The sequence below is a fragment of the Actinoallomurus soli genome, assembly GCF_024055715.1.
GTDB classification, from domain to species: domain Bacteria; phylum Actinomycetota; class Actinomycetes; order Streptosporangiales; family Streptosporangiaceae; genus Actinoallomurus; species Actinoallomurus soli.
Genome location: NZ_JAMXMV010000016.1, coordinates 106830 through 125331, shown reverse-complemented (window position 1 = coordinate 125331; position 18502 = coordinate 106830). Strand labels below are relative to the sequence as shown.

Sequence of the window (18502 nt, the reverse complement as noted above, 5' to 3'; positions counted from 1 at the left end):
GGGGGGAGACGACGTGGCGCTGTCGACGCGGAACGGACCGGCGGGGGCGGCCGCTCCGGCGCGCGAGCACCGGCTGGGTACGGCGCAGGGGACGGCGCTGTTCGTCGGGGCCGTGCTGGGGCCCGGCGTGCTGGCGCTGCCGCACCTGGCCGCGGCGGCGGCCGGGCCGGCCTCGATCCTGGCCTGGGCGGCCCTGCTGATCCTGAGCGCGCCGGTGGCGCTGACGTTCGCGGCGCTCGGAGCGCGGTACCCCGACGGCGGCGGGGTGGCGACGTTCGCCGGGCGGGCGTTCGGGCCGAGGGTCGCGGCGATCGTCGGCTGGTGGTTCTTCGGCATCGTTCCGGTGGGCACCCTGGCCGGGGCGCGCATCGGCGGGGACTACGTCACCTCCGCCGTCGGTCTCGATCACTCCTGGGCGGTGGTGGTGGCGGTCGGGCTGCTGGCCGCCGCGTTCGCGACCAACCACGGCGGGCTGCGCATGTCCGGCCGGGTTCAGCTGGTGCTGGTGAGCGGGCTGGCCGCGCTGCTGGCCACCGCCATCGTCACGGCGGGACCGCGACTGTCGTGGGGGAACTTCACGCCGTTCGCCCCGCACGGCGCGCTCGGCGTGGTGCACGCGGCCGGAGTGCTGTTCTTCGCGTTCGCGGGGTGGGAGGCGGCAAGCCACCTGTCCGGGGAGTTCGCCGACCCGCGCCGGTCGATGCTCCGCGCGACGGCGCTGACCCTGCTCATCGTGGGCGTGCTGTACCTCGGGCTGGTGGTCACCGTGCTCGGCGTCCTCGGCGGGCGGGCCGCCACCTCACCGGTCCCGCTCGCCCTGGTTCTGCAGGAGGGCATCGGGAGCGGGGCCCGGACGGCCACCGGCGTCGTCGCCGTCATCCTCGGCTTCATCGCCGTCAACACCTACATCGCGGGCGGGGCCAGGCTCGGCGCGGCCCTCGCCCGCGACGGTGCCCTGCCCGCGCCGCTGGCCAAGGGGGCGGCGGCCGGGCGGGTGCCGCACCGCAGCCTGGGACTGCTGGCCGCGCTCACCGGCCTGGTCACCGCCGTCGCCGTTCCGTACGGGATCGGGCTCGACACGCTGATGCGGGCCACCGCCGCCTGCCTGGCCGCCGTCACGGTCGTCGGAACGGCCGCGGCCGTCCGCCTCCTGCCCCGCGAGGACCGCCGCGGCCGTGCGCTCGCCGCGCGGCCACCGTCTTCACCGGCCTGGTGCTGCTGTCGTGCGGTGCCTACCTCGTCCTGCCCGCGGCGCTGGCGGTGGGCGCCGCCCTGACCGTCCGCCGGCGGACCCGGAGGTAGCCCGGAGAAGACGAACGGCCCTGCCGGGAATCCCGGCAGGGCCGTCGCAGCATGTGTACCGATGTGCGGGTCGCCTCTCGGCGAAAGGCACAACGCGGCTCCAGCCGAACGGTATTCCGCGAAGGCGATAGATGAGGCCCGGGGACACCAGGCACATCGGCCACGAGAGGTGTAACGGAGCGGACGACGCCCTTGTTCCCGGTCCCCCGAGATTTCTGGGGCGCGCTCCGGGGAGCGGTGATCCGGCGGCCCGGAAACGTGTGGGGCCGCCCTTCGGGGGAAGCCCTGACCTATCATCGGCAGCACGCCCGCCCTAGGAAAGAGGTGTCCGATGGTGAAGGATCTGGACGTTGACGTCACCGACGTCAGCGGGCCCATCGCTGTCCTCACCGTCAAGGGTGAGCTGAACCTCTACACCAGCGGCGGGTTCCGCACCGCCGTGCGCGGTGCGGGCGGCGACGGCCATCCGCACCTGATCCTCGACGTGTCCGGCGTCCCCTTCTGCGACTCCAGCGGCCTCAGCGCCCTGATCATGCTGCACCGCTGGGCGGGTGAGGCCGGTGGGTCGTTCACGCTGGCGGCCGTTCCCGACCGCATGGCGCGGCTGCTGCAGATGTCGGGCGTCGACCAGACGATCCCGATCCAGCCGACGGTCCGCGAAGCGCTCGAACGCCACCCGCACCGCGGCGACCGCACGTCCGCGCCGCAGGGCTGACCGTTAGGGGGAGCGTCACTCCCGTGGGATGTTGGCGTCATCGGAGGAGATCGCGACGACGCCCTCGATCTCCGAGAGCAGCGCGGCCAGCTCGTTGACCGGCCCGGTGCCGTGCACCGACAGCCAGACCGAGACGACGCGGGGATCCTCGTCCTCGCCCCGGTCCTCGATCGACAGCTCGCTGACGGTGAAACCGCGGCCGGTGCACCGGGCGAGAGCCTCACGCAGCGCGCCGCGCCCGCTGCGGTAGGCCAGGCGCAGGCGCGACTGCGCGTACTTCGACCGTGGTAGCCGGGCGGCCAGCGGGGTCAGGCCGAACACCACCAGGAAGTGCCCCGCCGTGACCAGGATGGCGAGCAGCCAGAGGCCCGCTCCCGCCGCCATGCCCACGGCGGCGGTCAGCCAGACGATGGCGGCGGTGGTCAGGCCGCGGACCACGTCGCGCCGTACGAAGATCAGGCCACCGCCGATGAACCCGATCCCGGTGACGATCTGCGCGGCGACCCGGGACGGGTCCAGCGTGACGTGCGGGCCCAGGATGTCGGTGAAACCGTACTTCGAGACCAGCACGATCAGGGCGGCGGCGAAGCCCACCAGGGTGTGAGTGCGCAATCCGGCGCTCTTGTGCCGGATCTCGCGTTCGATCCCGATCGCCGCCGACAGGGCCAGGGCAAGGGCCAGCGCGCCGACCTGCGCCCATCCCTGGCCCGCCGGCTCACCGATCTCGAAGGCCGCCGTCACCGTCCCAGGCTAGAACGCGCAGCTCAAGGCGCCTCGTCATCCTTGATTGTCCGGGTGTCGCGCAGCTCGACGTACGGCTCCTCCCGCGGGGGGAGACCGGCCTCGATGGCGCGGCTGCGTTCGAGCTCGGCGTTGAACTCCGCGCCGAACAGGATCGCGAGGTTGGACATCCACAGCCAGATGAGCGCGACGACGACGCCCGCCAGGCTGCCGTACGTCTTGTTGTACGAGCCGAAGTTCGCGACGTAGACGGCGAATCCGGCCGAGACGACCAGCCAGAGGACCACGGCGAGGACGCCGCCGGGGCTGACCCACCGGAAGCCCTGCTTGGCGTTGGGGGAGGCCCAGTACAGCAGCGCGAACATGAAGCTCACGATCAGCAGGAGCACCGGCCACTTGGCGATGTCCCAGACGGTGACGGTCGCGGACTGTGCTCCGATCAGGTCGCCGACGCGGCGGGCGATGCCGCCCGTGACGACCACGGTCACCGCCGTCACGGTCAGGCAGACCAGCATGACGATCGTGATGCCCAGGCGGATCGGCAGCGTCTTCCACAGCGGCCTGCCCTCGGGAACGTCGTAGACGACGTTCGATGCCCGCATGAAGGCGGCGATGTAGCCCGAGGACGACCAGAGCGCCACGAAGAGGCTGATCAGCCCGGCGACACCGGCGATGCCGGCGCCGTTCTGCAGCTGGGTCAGGGCGTTGATCGCCAGCTGGCGTACGGGCCCCGGGGCGGCCTTGCCGACCTCGTCGATGAGCTGCTGCAGCGTGTTCTTGCCGGCCAGGCCGAGCAGCGACACCAGCACGAGCAGCGCCGGGAACACCGACAGGACGCCGTAGTAGGTCAGGGACGCCGCCCGATCGACGAGTTCGTCGCGCTGCACCTCGCCGACGGTGCGGCGCAGCGCCGACCACCACCAGCGAACGCCGAGGTCGGTGGGTTCGGGAGCCTCCTCCTCGGGAGTGCCCTTCTCAGTGTTCTCTGGAGCTTCGGTTTCGGAGGTCTCGGCCGTTGAACGGCCGGCCTCGGGGGTGTCGGTCTCGGGGGTGCCGGCGGATTCGCCGACGGCCGACTTCTTCATCGAATAGGTCTTCCTCACGCGATCGGCTGAAGCTGTCCGGTCGCCGCATCATTCCCGTCTGACGGAACCTATTCCCGGACGTCAAGCCGAAAACCGACGGGATGAAATCTCGTTGCGAACCTTTTCGGCGGGCCCCGGCCTCTGGATGAGTACGAACCACCGAAAGCTGGAGGCAATGAGTCGCCCCGAAGAGGAGTACCGGGAGTTCGTCGCCGGCCGCGCGGCTTCACTCCATCGCACCGCGTATCTGCTGTGCGGCGACTGGCACCTGGCCGACGACCTGGTACAGGAGACGTTCGTCAAGGCCTTCCGCCACTGGCGGCGGGTACAACGAGCCGACAACCGGAACGCTTACGTCAAGCGCATCCTGATCAACGAGTTCAACCGACACTGGCAACGCTATGGCGGACTGCCCGTACGTGCCGGCACCGACCATCCCGAGGTCGCCGTCCCCGACGTCTCTGACGAGGTCGTCAACCGCGCCGATCTGCTACGCGCCCTGTTGACCCTCCCGGCCCGGCAGCGGGCCACCGTCGTCCTTCGCTACCTGGAGGGGATGAGCGAGCGGGAGACCGCTGCCGTCATGCGGTGTCGCGAGGGCACCGTGAAGAGCCAGACCGCCCGGGCGCTGAACACGCTCGGAGGCTGCCTGAAGCACAAGGAGTCGCCCCTATGAATTCCCCGACCGAAGAGCGCCTGGGCTCGGCGCTTCGCGACCTGGTCGCAGAACAGCCCTTCACCCCGGACGTGCCGGCCATTGAGCATCGCGCCCACCGGGCCTGCCGCCGCGACCGAATCGTCCGGGGCGGCATCGGGGCCGGCGTCGTCGCGGTCGCGGCGGTGACGGCCATCGGCGTGGCCGGCATCGGTCCGTCCAAGCCGGCCGGAACGGCTCAGGCCGGCCGCGCGCACCCGGCGAATCCCGGATCGGCCGTCGTCCAGCAGCCACTGGTGAAGCTGGCCGCCGATGTCGCCGCCGAGCCGCGGCCCGCCGGCGACGCCACGCTGGTGCAACGCAAGACGGCGACGTCGGACCACACGAGCGTCACGGTCTGGGACCTGTTCACCGACGACGGCCGGTACTTCTTCTCGCGGACGAAGGCCGGCCTGCCGGCCGAGGTCAAGAAGAACAACGACCAGGGAGACGGCATGTTCCGGCGGGAGGTCGCCGCGGCGACCTACGCGGTGAAGGGCGACCTGGACACCGCCTTGCTGAAGATGGCCTGGCCCGAGGCAACCCCGGTCCCGGCCTGGCTCTCGGCGCAGGTCAAGAACAGGTCGGCCGGGGGGCTGCACATCGACAACTACGTCTGGGAGAACTGTCAGGACGCGCTGATCGCGGGCTCCGGCAACCCCCAGGCACGGGCCGGGGTGCTGCGCCTGGTGTCCGCGCTGCCCGGCATCACCGTCACCCGTGGCACCGCCGGCGGCCGGCCCACGCTCACCCTCACCGCCGGCGCGGCCGAAGTGGGGTACGAGGGGGGCGGCCGCAAGGCCAAGATCGATCCCAAGGCCGATAAGGGGCCGGCCCGCCACGAGGCGATCACCATCAACGCCAAGACCGGCATCCCGCTGGGGGCAGCAGCCACCGGCCCGGCCGGCAAGATCACCCCTGCCGCCACTTACGCGGTGACCCGGGTCAGCCTGGCCGACATCACCGCCGGCAAGCTCTGACCTGCCCTGTCGACCGGCGATCCCGGCCAGGCCACCCCTGGCCGGGATCGCCGCCGCCGAGATGCCCTTGCGGGCCCGGTGCCGGCGGCGGGTGCGGTGGTCAGCGTTCGGCGGGGACCGCTTCGGCCGGTTCGCTCGTACGGGGGAGGCCGTGGCGGATGAAGGCGGCGATGACGATGACGGCCGCCACCACGACCGACCAGAGCACCTGCGGCCGACCGCTCTTGTCGAACAGCATCGTCACGAGAATGGCGACGATGCCGGCGATGGTGGCCACGGTCAGATACGGGAAGAGCCACATGCGCACGGGCAGGCGGTCGGGCGCCTCCTGCTCCAGGCGGCGGCGCATCCGCAGCTGGGAGACGGCGATCACGGTCCAGACGAACAGCGCGACCGCGCCGGAGCCGTTCAGCAGGAAGAGGAAGACGGTGTCGGGGCTGGTGTAGTTGAAGATGACCGCGACGAACCCGAAGGCCACCGACACCCAGATCGCGACGTGCGGGACGCCGCGGGCCGTGGTGGCCCCGAACACCTTGGGGGCGTCGCCGCGCTCGGCCAGCGAGAACGCCATCCGCGAGGCCGTGTAGAGGCCGGAGTTCAGGCAGGACAGCACGGCGGTGAGGACGATGACGTCCATGATGGTGCCGGCTCCGGAGATGCCGATCCGGTCGAGGACCGCGACGTAGGGGCTCTTGGCCACGTTGCTCGCGTTCCAGGGCAGCAGCGTGATGACGACGGCGATGGAGCCGAGGTAGAAGACCAGGATCCGCCAGATCACGCTGTTGACGGCGCGGGTCACGGCGCGGCCCGGGTCCCGGGACTCGCCGGCCGCGATCGTGACGATCTCACTGCCCATGAACGCGAAGACCACGGTGAGCAGGCCGGTGACGACCGCGCCGTACCCGTGCGGGAAGAAGCCGCCGTGCCCGGTCAGGTTGCTCATGCCGACGGCGTGCGTGCCGGGCAGCACCCCGAAGATCGCGAGGAGGCCGAGCACGATGAACACCGCGATCGCGGCGACCTTGATGCAGCTGAACCAGAACTCGAACTCGCCATAGCTGCCCACCGAGACCAGGTTGGTGGCGGTGAGCAGGATCATCAGGGCGAGGGCCAGGAGCCACTGCGGCAGGGCCGGGATCCAGCCGTGCACGATCTTGGCGCCGGCCGTCGCCTCGACGGCCAGGACGACCGCCCAGAACCACCAGTACAGCCAGCCGATCGTGAAGCCGGCCCAGCGGCCGATCGCGCGGTCGGCGTAGGCCGAGAAGGAGCCGGTGTCGGGGGAGGCGGCGGACATCTCGCCGAGCATCCGCATGACGAGGACGACGAGCAGCCCGGCGATGGCGTACGAGACGAGGATCGCCGGGCCGGTGGTATGGATGCCCGCTCCCGACCCGACGAACAGGCCCGCGCCGATGACGCCACCGATGGCGATCATGCCGACGTGCCGGTTCTTCAACCCCGGCTGGAGGCTCTTGTCGGCCATCTACCCCTCCTGTCGCAAACACACCTGGACCGTTCCACCGCAGGCTCAGAGGAGCTTATGAGGTGATTCCGGGTTGTCTGTCCAGCTCGAAGGGGTTTGAAACCCGTCAGGTCTCGGGCTGCTCGGTGAGCGGCAGGAACACCTGGAAGCGGGTGTCGCCCGGCTCGGACGTGACCCGCAGGTCGCCGTGATGACTGGTCACGACGATCCGCCAGGAGATGTCCAGCCCCAGCCCGGTGCCCTCACCGACCGGCTTGGTCGTGAAGAACGGCTCGAAGATCCGCTCCCGCAGGTCGGGCGGGACGCCCGGCCCGGTGTCGCCGATCTCCACCAGCACGCGGTCGTTGTCCCGGCCGGTGCGGATCGTCAGCGTGCCCTCGCCGCCCATCGCGCCGAGCGCGTTCTCGATCAGGTTCGTCCACACCTGGTTGAGCTCGCCGGCGTACGCCGGGATCTGCGGGAGCGACAGGTCGAAGTCCTTGACGACCCGGACCCCGTGCCCGATCTTCCCGGAGAGCATGACCAGCGTGGACGTCAGGCCGTCGTGCACGTCGACCCACTGGAACGGGGCCCGGTCCATCTGGGAGTACTGCTTGGCCTTGCCGACGAGGGCGGAGATCCGGGTCGTGGCGTCCTCGATCTCGCCCATCAGCGTCTCGGTCTCCACGGCGTAACCGAGCCAGCGCAGCGCGGTGTTCAGGTCGTTCGGGCCGACGGCCGTGCGCACCTCCTCCAGGCGCTCCACCGTGATGCCCGCCGGCACGAAGATCGCGGCGAGGTTCCAGCCGTCGCCGATGTCGTGCTCGTCGAACCAGTCCGCCAGCTCGTCCTCCCGGTCCGCGGTCTGCATCGCGGACAGCCGCGGCGCGTCACCGACCTGCTTGACCAGGAGCTCCTGGATGTCGATGAGGCGCTCGAGCAGGTCGGGGTCGATGTCGTTGCGGGCCAGCAGCGCCAGCTTCTGCCGCATCCCGGCGACGCGCTCGCGCAGCGCGGACGTCGCCCGCACGGCCGCGGCGGCGGGGTTGTTCAGCTCGTGGGTCAGCCCGGCCGACAGCTGGCCGAGCGCGACCAGCCGTTCGCGCCGGCCCACGATCGCGTCGGTGTTGCGCCGGCCGAGGAACATCCCCTCCAGCAGGTGCGCGGCCATCGGGAACCACGCGACGAACCGCTCGCCGAGCTCCGCCGCCGGCAGCGTGAGGAACGTCAGGTCGGTGACGGCGTACACCGACGCGGAGTAGCGCTGGTCGCCCCGCTGTCCCATGAGGAACTCGGTCGCGCCGCAGTACACGCCGCGCTGCTCGGTGCGGATCAGCTCCACCTCGTCGCCGTGGACCGTACGGCACATGCGCAGCGTGCCGGACAGCAGCACGTAGAAGCAGGTGGCGGGGTCGCCCTCGGCGATGACCCGCTCCCGCGCCGGGTGGTGCTCGACGCCTGCGTGCGCGGCCACCCAGGCCAGCTGCTCGTCGGAGAGCCCCTCGAACAGGAACAGGGTGCGGAGTTCGTCCGGGGTGAGGGTTTCGGTGCTCAACGCTCCTCCAGGTACCGGTGCACGAGCGCGACCGCCATCGCGCCCTCGCCGACGGCGGAGGCGACCCGCTTGACCGACTGCGAGCGTACGTCACCGGCGACGAAGACCCCCGGGACGGACGACTCGAGGTACAGCGGATCGCGGTCCAGGGTCCAGCCCGCCGGGCGGCGCCCCTCGTGCAGCAGGTCGGGACCGGTGCACACGAAGCCGTGCGAATCCCGGAAGACGGTCTCCCCGAGCCACTCCGTACGCGGCGCCGCGCCGATGAACACGAACAGGTGGTTCGTCGGCAGCGTCTCGGTCTGCCCGGTGTCGGCGTCGCGGAGCGTCACCCGCTCCAGGTGCTCGTCACCGTCGACCGCCTCGACGGTCGTGCGCACCCGGACGTGGACGTTGGGGATGTCCCGGAGCTGCTCGATCAGGTAGTGCGACATGGAGCGCTCGAGGTTCGGCCCGCGTACGAGGAGGGTGACCGAACGGGCGTGGTGGGAGAAGAACACCGCGGCCTGACCGGCGGAGTTCGCGCCGCCGACGATGTAGACGTCCTTGCCCTGACAGGCCGGGGCCTCGGTGGACGCCGAGCCGTAGTACACGCCCTGCCCGGTGAGCCGCTCCACGCCCTCGGCCTCCAGGGCGCGGTAGTACACGCCGGTGGCCAGGACGACCGCCCGCGCGGCGATCTCCGTGCCGTCGCCGAAGGTGATCACCCGGGCGGGACCCCGGGCGGTCAACCCCACGACGTCCCGCGCGGTGAGCACCTCGGCGCCGAACTTCGCGGCCTGGCGGCGCGCGCGGTCGGTGAGCTGCGCGCCGGAGACGCCGTCGGGGAAGCCGAGGTAGTTCTCGATCCGGGAGCTCTGCCCGGCCTGCCCGCCGGTGGCCTTCTTCTCCACCAGGACGGTGTGCAGGCCCTCCGACGCGCCGTACACCGCGGCGCCCAGCCCGGCCGGGCCACCGCCGATCACGACGAGGTCGTAGAACTCGGCGGCCGGCACGGTCGACAGCCCGACGGCGGAGGCGATCTCCGAGCCGGTCGGCGTCCGCAGCGCCTTGCCGTCCGGGGTGATGACCACCGGGATCTCGTCGGCGGTCGCACCCGCGGCCTCGAGCAGCCGGGCGGCCTCGGGCTCGTCCACGGAGTACCAGCGGTAGGGGACCGAGTTGCGGGCCAGGAACTGACGGAGCTCGTACGACGGGCGCGACCAGCGGTGCCCGATGAGCTTGGTCTCCTCGACCGGCCGGTCGCCGACGGCGCACCAGGTCTCCACCAGCGCGTCCACCACCGGATAGAGCTTCTCCTCCGGCGGGTCCCAGGGCTTGAGGAGGTAGTGGTCGACGTCCACGACGTTGATCGCCTGGATCGCCGCGTCCGTGTCGGCGTACGCGGTCAGCAGCGCGCGCCGGGCGTGCGGGAACAGGTCCATCGCCTGCTCGAGGAAGGCGATGCCGTTCATGTTCGGCATCCGGTAGTCGGCCAGGATCGCGGCGACGGCCTCACCGCGCAGCTTGATCTCGCGCAGCGCGTCGAGCGCGTCGGCGCCTGAGTCGGCCCGTACGACGCGGTAGTCGTTCCCGTACCGCCGCCGCAGGTCACGGGCGACGGCGCGGGACACCGACGGGTCGTCGTCGACCGTCATCAGGATCGGCATGCTCATGGGACGAATCATTCCAGTTCGCGGCCGTCCGGGGGAGGGCCGGTCCGCCCGCGCGCACCGGCGCGGCCGTTGCCGTACGCCGGGTGGCGGACACCGCGCCCGGAGCGCGGAACCTGGAGCGGGTTCCCGGGGTGAGGGGTTTGTCACCGTCCGGTGACGGTGCCGATATCCAGCGTTATCTCCGCACGTCGGCATCTGTTGTCAAACGATCTCCGAGAGTTACTGACGGGCGCATGGTTACCTGTGGTAGTTATGTGGCTTCCCTCCGAGATCAACGGTCTCGCGAGATGTTCGCTCGCCTCCCCCCCTGTAACACGATCTTCGGGAGTATTCGTGACCGATCGTTTCAACCGCGTTCGCCGTGACCGTGCGGCGACGGCGCACCCGCCGGTGCGCGCGCGCCGCCTGACCGCGGCCGCCGCGGTCACGGTGGCCGTCGCGCTGTCGGTGACCGGCTGCGGCGGCAAGAGCCACAAGCCGGCCCCGGCCGGCGACGCGCCCGCCGCGAAGTCCATCGGGAAGCTGCCGCAGGCGACGACGTACACGACGCTGAAGGGCCTCGGGCAGGACGCCTCCGACGCGATGGCCGACGGCACGGTCGTGCACCCGAAGGCCGCCGTGCCCGTGTCCGCGACGGCCGGGGGGCCGGCGGTGGCCGCGCTGCCGAGCACCCAGCTCGGCAGCCCCACCTGGGTGCCGGTCGTGGAGACCAAGCCGGGGTGGGACCGCGTCCTGCTGCCCAGCCGGCCGAACCACTCGACCGGCTGGATCCCCACGGAGACGGTCGGCCTGGACACCGCCCACAGCCCGTACCAGATCGCGGTGGACACCTCGGCGCGCCGGCTGACGCTCACCAGGTCCGGCCACAAGCTCGGCACCTGGACCGTCGCGGTCGGGGCGGCGAAGACGCCGACCCCCGTCGGGCGGACCTTCCTGCTGGCCTCCCTGGCTCCGGCCAAGAAGACCTACAGCCCGCTCATCCTGCCGGTGGGCGCGCACTCCGAGACGCTCGACACGTTCGGCGGCGGTCCCGGCACGGTCGCGTTCCACGGCTGGCCGAGCGCGTCCGTCTTCGGCAAGGCGGTCACGCACGGCTGCGTCCGGGTGCCCGCCGACGCGCTGAAGAAGTTGTCCGAAGTCCCCCTCGGCACCCCGGTCGTCGTCACGGCCTAGGGGCCTCCATCCACTTTCAAGGAGTTCGCAATGCGTTCGACACGTCTGGCCGCCTGCGCGGTGGCCGCCGGTGCGCTGGCCGCGCCGCTGGCCCTGGCCCTGACCGGTACGGCCTCGGCCACGACCGGGACCGGCTCCGCCTACGGCCTGGCCGCCAGCGGCCTGGTCGCCATCCCCGCCACCCCGGCCGTCGCCGACACCGCCGACCGGAGCCTGCTGCACCTGCCGGCCAACCCCCTCATCGACGTCAAGGTCCTGCACGTCACGGCCAAGCCCGCCTTCGCGCGGGCCAGCGTCACCGACCTGAGCGTCGCCAAGGCGGCCCTCACCGCGCACCTGGTCACCGCCACCTGCACCGCAGGCACCGGCGCCAGCCGCCTGGCGAACGCCTCCCTCGCCGGGCACCGCCTGGCCGCCGTCGCCGCGCCGAACAGCGCGCTCAGGATTCCCGTCCAGGGGCTCGGCACCGCCTCCGTCACCCTGAACAAGCAGACGCGGAACGCCGACGGCAGCCTGACCGTCACCGCCATCCAGGTGACGCTGCCCCTCGGCCCCGGCCGTACCCAGACCCTCAGCGTCTCCTCCGCCACCTGCTCCGGCGTCCGCGAGGAGCCGCCTGGCCAGGAGCCGCCCGGCCAGGCGCCGAAGCCCAAGCCGGTGCCCAGCGACCTGCCCGTCACCGGCTGAGCGGATCCACGACACGACGGCCCCCGGGCGCATCGCCCGGGGGCCGTCGTGTTGTGTTTTGCGGCTGTTCGTGAAGGGCAAAAGCGACAAACAGTTCCGTAGCAACTACTGAACCACTACTATTTCCGTCCCATACGCGGCTTGGTTCCTACCAGGGACTTCGCCGTCCGCGCCCCGTACGACACTTGCATAGCGAATTATCGGCCATTCCCCACTGCGGTCGTGCGCCCCCGCGGGGACGGCCCGCCCACGGCTCCGGATGACCCCGTCTTCTGCTCCAACCGCGACGAGGACCTGATTGATGTCAGCACACGTTCCTACCCACCAGCGGGTCGAGCGCCCGCCGATGGACCGGGCCCTGCTCGTCCTGCTGGCCGCGGTGGTCGTCACCGGCGGCGTCTGCCTGGTGGTGACGGCCTCGGTCCCCGCCGCGGATCGCGGGCTCGTCGCCGCCTGCACCGGGATCGCGGCGCTCGCCCTGTGCGCCGCGCTGTCGGCCGCGGCCTACGGGTTCCAGAGCGCCCGTGTCCTGCGTGAGCGCGTCGAGACGATGGAGGCGCAGACCGCCCGCCTCGCCGACGAGACCCTGCCGGCGGTCGTGAAGCGGCTGCGCGACGGGGCGTCCGGCGCCACGGCGATGGCCTCGATCGAACAGCCCGCCGCCGCCGAGCACCGGCGGATCCTGCGCGCCATCGTCGACGAGATCGCCCGCGGAGAGCGCATGCGCGCCGCCGCCATGTCGGTCTGCGCGAACGCCGCCGGCCGCGTCCAGGCCCTCGCCACCAGCATGCTCGCCGACCTGCGCGAGATGGAGAACCGCCACGACGAGGAGGTCCTCGGCGACCTGCTCAAGCTCGACCACACGACCGCGCAGGCCGGCCGTCTCGCCGACAGCATCGCCGTGCTCACCGGCGCCCGATCCGGACGGCGCTGGACCAAGCCGATCGTGATGGAGAGCATCCTGCGCGGCGCGGTGGGCCGGATCAGCGCCTACCAGCGCGTCCGGGTGCACTCCACCAGCACCGTCGCGGTCGCGGGCTACGCCGCCGAAGGCGTCATGCACGCCCTCGCCGAGCTGATGGACAACGCGACGAGCTTCTCCCCGCCGTCCGAAGAGGTGCACGTCTACGTCGAAGAGGTGCACGCGGGCGTCGTGGTCACGATCGAGGACGGCGGCCTGGCCATGAGCGCCGCCGCGCTGGAGCGCGCCGAGCGGGCCGTCTCGGCGGAGACGCTGGACCTGACCACCCTCTCCGGTACCCGGCTGGGCCTCGCGGTGGTGGGCTGCCTCGCCCGCAAGCACGGCCTCACGGTCTCCTTCCGGCCCTCCTCCCGCGGCGGCACCGGAGTCGTGGTCCTGGTCCCGAGGTCGCTGATCACGCAGCCGGCGCCGGGCGCCGAACCGAGCGGGTCCCGCGTCGTCGGCCTCGGCGCCCGCCGTACCGAAGGCGCCACGGCCGGGCCGGACACCGCGGCCGCGCCCGCCCGGCCGGTCGCGCTCGCCGAGCCGCCCGCGCCCTTCGCCGCCGCGAACACCTCCGGCACGACGGCGGAGGCCACGGCCGTGACGCCCGCCGGCGAACGCACCGACCCGGCGACCGGGCCGCAGGAGATCATCGACATCGCGAACAAGACCATCCCCGACGGCGCCGGCACGGTCGCCGGGCTGCCACGGCGCCGCAAGGGCCAGACACTGGCCGCGGCCGCCAAGGCGTCCGAGGCGCCGAAACCCCGCGTCGACAAACCCACGACCGACCCCGGAGCGCGGTTCAGCGCCTTCCGGGAGGCCGGTCGCCGCAGGCGCACGAGCGGTGACGCGCCCGCGCCGAAGACGGATCAGAGCTGAACGCTCGGCTCACCCTGCCAGGCCGGAAAGACACGACAACAGATAGGAGGCAGGGGACGAGTCTCCGGTGCCCGCACCCGGATCACCGCCCCGCACCACCCATGAAGACCACAGACCGCGACCTCGACTGGCTGCTGGAGAACCTCCTCGAGCGGACCCCCGAGAGCCGGCACGCCATCGTGCTGTCCAAGGACGGGCTGAAGCTCTGCCACACGTACGGGCTGAGCACCGACCAGGCCGACCAGCTCGCCGCCATCGCCTCGGGCATCCAGAGCCTGTCCTACGGCGCCTCGGCGGAGTTCGGCGACGGCACCGGCGGGCTCCGCCAGTCCATGACCGAGTTCCACGGCGGGCTGCTGTTCATCGTCGAGGCGGGGGAGGGCGCCCACCTGGCCCTCATCGCCGGCGAGGAGGCCGACGTGGGCGTGATCGGGCACAACATGCACGAGCTGGTCGAGCAGCTCGGCGAGTACCTGGTCGCCCAGCCGCGGCGTTCGCAGCAGGGCAGCGCCGCCCGATGACGTCCCGGTCAGTCGACAGGGAGGACCCGGACCGGCTGTACATCGTCACCGGCGGCCGGAGCCGGGTCGATGAGGACTCGATCGACATCGTCTCTCTGATCGTCAGCGAGTGCGATCCCACGCCGGGCATGCAGTCCGAGCACGTGAAGATCCTGCGCATGTGCACGAACCCGATGGCGGTCGTGGAGATCGCCGCCGAGCTCGGGCTGCCGGTCAGCGTGGTGAAGATCCTGCTGTGCGACCTGCTCGACACGGGCCGGATCACGGCGCGTCATCCGACGGCGGCACCCGCCAAGACCAAACTCCCCGAACCCGCCATCCTGAAGCAGGTGCTCCTTGGACTTGAAAACCTCTGACCGGGTCACCGCGCCGCTGCGGAGCACCGCGAGCAACGGACTCAAGATCGTCATCGTCGGCGGCTTCGGCGTCGGCAAGACGACCATGGTCCGCTCGGTCAGCGAGATCCGCCCCCTCAGCACCGAGGAGGTCATGACCCGGGCCGGCGTCGGCATCGACGACGCGGCCGGCGTACGGGACAAGACGACCACGACGGTGGCGTTCGACTTCGGGCGGATCAGTCTGAACGACCAGATGGTGCTGTACCTGTTCGGCGCGCCGGGGCAGCAGCGGTTCTGGTTCCTGTGGGACCGGCTGTTCTCCGGCACCCTGGGGGCGGTCGTGCTCGTGGACACCCGGCGGGTCGAGGACTCCTGGTACGCCATCGACCGGCTCGAGCACCACGGCATGCCGTTCATCGTCGCCCGCAACGACTTCGGCGGCCCCGCCTACCGGCTGGAGGACATCCGGAAGGCGCTGGACCTCTCCGAGGACATCCCGCTGATCGACTGCGACGCCCGCGAGCGCGACTCGTCCAAGAAGGTGCTGATCACGCTGGTCAACCACCTCTACTCCCTGTCGACGGCCCAGACCGGCGGCCGCTGAGCACTCGGGGAGGTCACCCGGTCCCGCTCCCGGGCGAAATCTCCCCGGTGCCCGTCACATGATCATGATCCGTGGCATCCTCGGCACATGATCGAGCCCGAGCCGACGATCCGGCCCCTCGGCCCACCGTCGCCGATCCCGCCCGACTCCGTCCCCCTGTACGGGCCGCGCTACGACAAGGAGAACCCCGCCCGGCTCTACGGCGAGCTGCGGAGCCGGAACGGTGAGGTGCTGCCCATCCTGCTCGAAGGCGACGTGCCGGCCTGGCTGATCCTCGGCTACCGCGAGGTCCACCAGGTGCTCAGCGACTCGACGCTGTTCGCCCGCGACTCGCGCCGCTGGAACCAGTGGGAGAACATCCCTCCGGACTGGCCCCTCATGGCCCTCGTCGGGTACCAGCCCGGATCGATCCTGTTCAGCGAGGGCGCCGCCCACCAGCGGCGGGCCCAGGCGATGACCGAGGCCATGGCGGAGGTCGACCGGTTCGAGCTGCGGGCCCGGTGCGAGCGGATCGCCGACGGCCTCATCGACGAGTTCTGCGGCGGCGACGGCGCCGAGCTGATGGTCCAGTACGCGAGCCGGATCCCGGCGCTCGCGCTCGCCGGGATGTTCGGCCTGCCCGAGTCCGAGGCGTGGAGCATCGCGGAGGACGTGATGGCCGTCCTGGACGGCGGCGAGGGCGCGCTGGAGGCGTACCAGCGGTTCGCGGGCGCGATGGGGCGCCTGCTGGAGACCAAGCGCGCCGAGCCGGGCCCGGACGTCGCCTCCCGGATGCTGCGGCACCCCGCGGAGCTCACGGAGGAGGAGCTCACCCAGGACCTCCTCATCATGATGATCGCGGGCCAGGACCCGACGGCCAACTGGATCGGCAACACGCTGCGGCTGATGCTGATCGACGACCGGTTCTCCCTGACCCTCGCGGGCGGGCGCCGCAGCGTCGGACAGGCGATGAACGAGGTGCTGTGGGAGGAGTCGCCCGCCCAGAACACCTTCCGCTGGGCCACCCGCGACACCCGGCTGGGCGGCCGCCGCATCCGGGCCGGCGACGCCGTCGTCATCTGCCTGGCCGGCGCGAACTCCGACCCGCTCGTACGGACGGCGCCCGGCACCGGGGCGCGGGCCAACCACGCCCACTTCTCCTTCGGCCACGGCGACCACGGCTGCCCCTTCCCGGCGCCGGAGCTCGGCGAGATCATCGCGGAGACCGCCGTCGAGGTGCTCCTGGACCGTCTTCCGGACGTACGGCTGGCGGTGCCGCCGAACGAGCTCGAATGGCGACCGGCCTTCCGGGTGCGCGCGCTGACCGCGCTGCCGGTGAAGTTCTCCCCGGCCCCGGTCAGGGCGATGGCCTGAACCGATCGCTCCCGCCGGTCAGGAGCGGGCGTGCCAGCTCATCGGCACGTCACCGGTCCGCGGGTCGGCCGGCGCGTTCGGGCCGAACTCCAGGGCGGCGTCGGCGGCGATCTGCACGATGACGCGCCGCAGCTCGACCCCGGCCACCCAGTGGCCGGGCAGCGCCGCCGTGCCGTACCGCGCGCCCAGCAGGTTGCCGCAGATCGAGCCGGTGGAGTCGCTGTCCCCGGAGTGGTTGACCGCGAGCCGCAGCGCCCGCCGTACGACGTCGACGGGCGCGCCGTCCCGTACGGAGAGCGCGGCGCACACGCCGATGGCCAGGGCCTCCTCGCCGGTCCAGCCGCCGCCGAGCGTCTCCAACCGCTCGGGGGTGAGCGCGTCGCCCTCCCGGGCCAGCGCCACCGCCGCGTCGAGCGACGCCGAGGTCTCCTCGTGATCCGTGTACGACTCCAGCACCGTACGGGCGGCGTCGAGCGCGTCGGCCAGGTCCGCGCCGCGCAGCAGGCCCCAGACCGTCGCGGCCAGCACCCCGGCCGACAGGTACCCGCTCGGGTGGCCGTGGGTCAGGGCGGCGGACGTGGCCCCCATCGCGAACGCGGCGCGGCGGCAGCCGGCCGCCCCGTCCGGGACGCGCGGGGAGAAGGGGAACCCCGCCGGCGCCGCCCGCATGACGCCGCCGCAGCCCTTCGAGTCGTTGATGGGCTCCTCGACGCTCCCCAGCGGGACGTACGGGCGCCGCCGCGCGGCGATCGTGTGCAGGGCGCTCAGGCAGGTCTGGCCGGGCCCCCGCCGCTCATGCATCTCCGGCTGGGCGAACAGCCAGCCTCCGCCGAAATCCTGATCGGGGAGGTCCTCGCCCTGCGTGCGCAGCCACTGCAGGTACGCGGCCTGCAGCAGGCCGGGCGCGGCCCCGCCGATGCCCTTGCCCCGCTCGCGGACGGACGCCCGGATCAGCGCGTCGGCGGTGAACAGCGACATCTGGGTGTCGTCGGTGACGGCGCCCGCCCGCACCCGCGCGTCGCTGTACTCGGTCAGCCCCGCCGGGCCGTGCTTCGCCCGGATCTCCGCGATCGGCCGGCCTTCGATCGGCGCGCCGAGCGCGTCCCCGATGGCTCCGCCCAGCAGGCAGCCCAGCATGCGGTCAGGGTCCGGAAAAGTCATGCGATCGCCCACGCCGGTAAGTCTGCCAGGGGCCTGTTCCGGACGCGGAGGCCACATGTCGCCCGGTTCCGACTACTCGGAGCGTCCCTTGTCGCTACTCTGCTCCCGTGAATGGCCTATTTGAGGACGCAACGGACAAGCCGCGTGCTACCGTCGCGAGCCGCCTGGTGGGTTGGTTGGAGCTGTTGCCGTTCCGTCGCGGCGTGACGCTGATCGCCGTCCTCATCATCGTGCCGGCCTTCATCATCGGCGGGCTGTTCGCCGTCCGAGGTGGCGGCGGGCACGACGACCCCTCGCGGTCCCAGGCGGCCGCCGCGACGCCGTCGGCGCGGGCGCACGGCGACTCGGGCACCGTCGCACAGACCGAGCGGGCGTTCGGCGAGATCGTCGCCTCCCGCAGCGTCCACCCCACGGCGCGGTCCTCCGCGTCGGCCTCCCCCTCGCACACACCGACCCGCGGCACGACCTCCCGGACGCGCCCGACCCCGAGCACGCGTCCGTCCCCGTCCGCGAACACCAAGTGCCCGCCGGAGCTGAAGAAGTGGCCGTGGATGTGGGACCTGTGCAAACACCGGCGCGGCGGCCACACGACCCCATGAGGTCACGGGCAGAGCACGAAGCACGCCG

Annotated in this window: 18 protein-coding genes; 12 read left to right on the top strand and 6 right to left on the bottom strand. The window is 72.0% G+C overall.

Annotation, left to right across the window (positions count from 1 at the left end; all coding sequences use genetic code 11):
* Positions 1–13 precede the first annotated feature (13 nt).
* Positions 14–1276: an APC family permease gene (locus NDW01_RS31475; RefSeq protein ID WP_252827981.1), complete on the top strand. Its 1263-nt coding sequence runs from the start codon at positions 14–16 to the stop codon at positions 1274–1276.
* Positions 1277–1633: 357 nt separating this feature from the next.
* Positions 1634–2017, top strand: coding sequence for an STAS domain-containing protein (locus tag NDW01_RS31470; protein WP_252827980.1), 384 nt, complete (start codon positions 1634–1636; stop codon positions 2015–2017).
* Between the two features lie 15 nt (positions 2018–2032).
* Here the strand turns inward: NDW01_RS31470 and NDW01_RS31465 are convergent, their stop codons facing one another.
* Together NDW01_RS31465 and NDW01_RS31460 are read right to left on the bottom strand one after the other, a co-directional pair.
* Positions 2033–2758, bottom strand: coding sequence for an MgtC/SapB family protein (locus NDW01_RS31465; protein WP_252827979.1), 726 nt, complete (start codon positions 2756–2758; stop codon positions 2033–2035).
* Positions 2759–2781: 23 nt separating this feature from the next.
* A complete protein-coding gene (locus NDW01_RS31460) occupies positions 2782–3843 on the bottom strand; it encodes a YihY/virulence factor BrkB family protein (protein ID WP_252827978.1) in 1062 nt (353 codons plus the stop codon).
* A gap of 175 nt (positions 3844–4018) precedes the next feature.
* On the opposite strand from NDW01_RS31460, the gene NDW01_RS31455 reads away from it, so the two are divergent.
* On the top strand, positions 4019–4519 hold the full coding sequence (locus NDW01_RS31455; RefSeq protein ID WP_252827977.1) for a SigE family RNA polymerase sigma factor: 501 nt from the start codon (positions 4019–4021) through the stop codon (positions 4517–4519).
* Positions 4516–5517, top strand: coding sequence for a hypothetical protein (locus tag NDW01_RS31450; RefSeq protein WP_252827976.1), 1002 nt, complete (start codon positions 4516–4518; stop codon positions 5515–5517). The genes NDW01_RS31455 and NDW01_RS31450 overlap by 4 nt, the downstream gene beginning before the upstream one ends.
* A 100-nt stretch (positions 5518–5617) precedes the next feature.
* On the opposite strand, the gene NDW01_RS31445 is transcribed toward NDW01_RS31450, so the two are convergent.
* The 3 genes from NDW01_RS31445 to NDW01_RS31435 form a co-directional block, all read right to left on the bottom strand.
* Positions 5618–7003: an amino acid permease gene (locus tag NDW01_RS31445; protein ID WP_252827975.1), complete on the bottom strand. Its 1386-nt coding sequence runs from the start codon at positions 7001–7003 to the stop codon at positions 5618–5620.
* A 106-nt stretch (positions 7004–7109) separates the two neighbouring features.
* Positions 7110–8537 carry an ATP-binding protein gene (locus NDW01_RS31440; RefSeq protein WP_252827974.1) on the bottom strand — a complete coding sequence of 476 codons (1428 nt, stop codon included), beginning with the start codon at positions 8535–8537 and terminating at the stop codon, positions 7110–7112.
* Positions 8534–10192 (bottom strand): FAD-dependent oxidoreductase, encoded by a 1659-nt coding sequence (locus NDW01_RS31435; RefSeq protein WP_252827973.1) that lies wholly within the window; start codon positions 10190–10192, stop codon positions 8534–8536. The genes NDW01_RS31440 and NDW01_RS31435 overlap by 4 nt, the downstream gene beginning before the upstream one ends.
* A 333-nt stretch (positions 10193–10525) precedes the next feature.
* On the opposite strand from NDW01_RS31435, the gene NDW01_RS31430 reads away from it, so the two are divergent.
* The 7 genes from NDW01_RS31430 (at position 10526) to NDW01_RS31400 (ending at position 16714) form a co-directional block, all read left to right on the top strand.
* A complete protein-coding gene (locus NDW01_RS31430) occupies positions 10526–11365 on the top strand; it encodes a L,D-transpeptidase (protein WP_252827972.1) in 840 nt (279 codons plus the stop codon).
* Positions 11366–11395: 30 nt separating this feature from the next.
* Complete coding sequence (locus tag NDW01_RS31425; RefSeq protein ID WP_252777820.1) at positions 11396–12052, top strand: choice-of-anchor P family protein; 657 nt, start codon at positions 11396–11398, stop codon at positions 12050–12052.
* 301 nt (positions 12053–12353) lie between these two features.
* Complete coding sequence (locus NDW01_RS31420) at positions 12354–13898, top strand: ATP-binding protein (protein ID WP_252827971.1); 1545 nt, start codon at positions 12354–12356, stop codon at positions 13896–13898.
* Positions 13899–13999: 101 nt separating this feature from the next.
* Positions 14000–14419 (top strand): roadblock/LC7 domain-containing protein, encoded by a 420-nt coding sequence (locus tag NDW01_RS31415; RefSeq protein WP_252777818.1) that lies wholly within the window; start codon positions 14000–14002, stop codon positions 14417–14419.
* On the top strand, positions 14416–14775 hold the full coding sequence (locus NDW01_RS31410) for a DUF742 domain-containing protein (protein WP_252777817.1): 360 nt from the start codon (positions 14416–14418) through the stop codon (positions 14773–14775). Before NDW01_RS31415 ends, NDW01_RS31410 begins: the two co-directional genes overlap by 4 nt.
* Positions 14756–15361, top strand: coding sequence for a GTP-binding protein (locus NDW01_RS31405; RefSeq protein ID WP_252827970.1), 606 nt, complete (start codon positions 14756–14758; stop codon positions 15359–15361). Before NDW01_RS31410 ends, NDW01_RS31405 begins: the two co-directional genes overlap by 20 nt.
* Positions 15362–15448: 87 nt before the next feature.
* On the top strand, positions 15449–16714 hold the full coding sequence (locus tag NDW01_RS31400) for a cytochrome P450 (protein WP_252827969.1): 1266 nt from the start codon (positions 15449–15451) through the stop codon (positions 16712–16714).
* 18 nt (positions 16715–16732) lie between these two features.
* Here the strand turns inward: NDW01_RS31400 and NDW01_RS31395 are convergent, their stop codons facing one another.
* Positions 16733–17887, bottom strand: a complete 1155-nt coding sequence (locus NDW01_RS31395; RefSeq protein WP_252827968.1) for an ADP-ribosylglycohydrolase family protein — start codon at positions 17885–17887, stop codon at positions 16733–16735.
* A 191-nt stretch (positions 17888–18078) separates the two neighbouring features.
* Here NDW01_RS31395 and NDW01_RS31390 point away from each other — a divergent pair, with 191 nt between their 5' ends.
* Positions 18079–18474: a hypothetical protein gene (locus tag NDW01_RS31390; RefSeq protein ID WP_252827967.1), complete on the top strand. Its 396-nt coding sequence runs from the start codon at positions 18079–18081 to the stop codon at positions 18472–18474.
* The last annotated feature ends 28 nt before the right edge of the window (positions 18475–18502 follow it).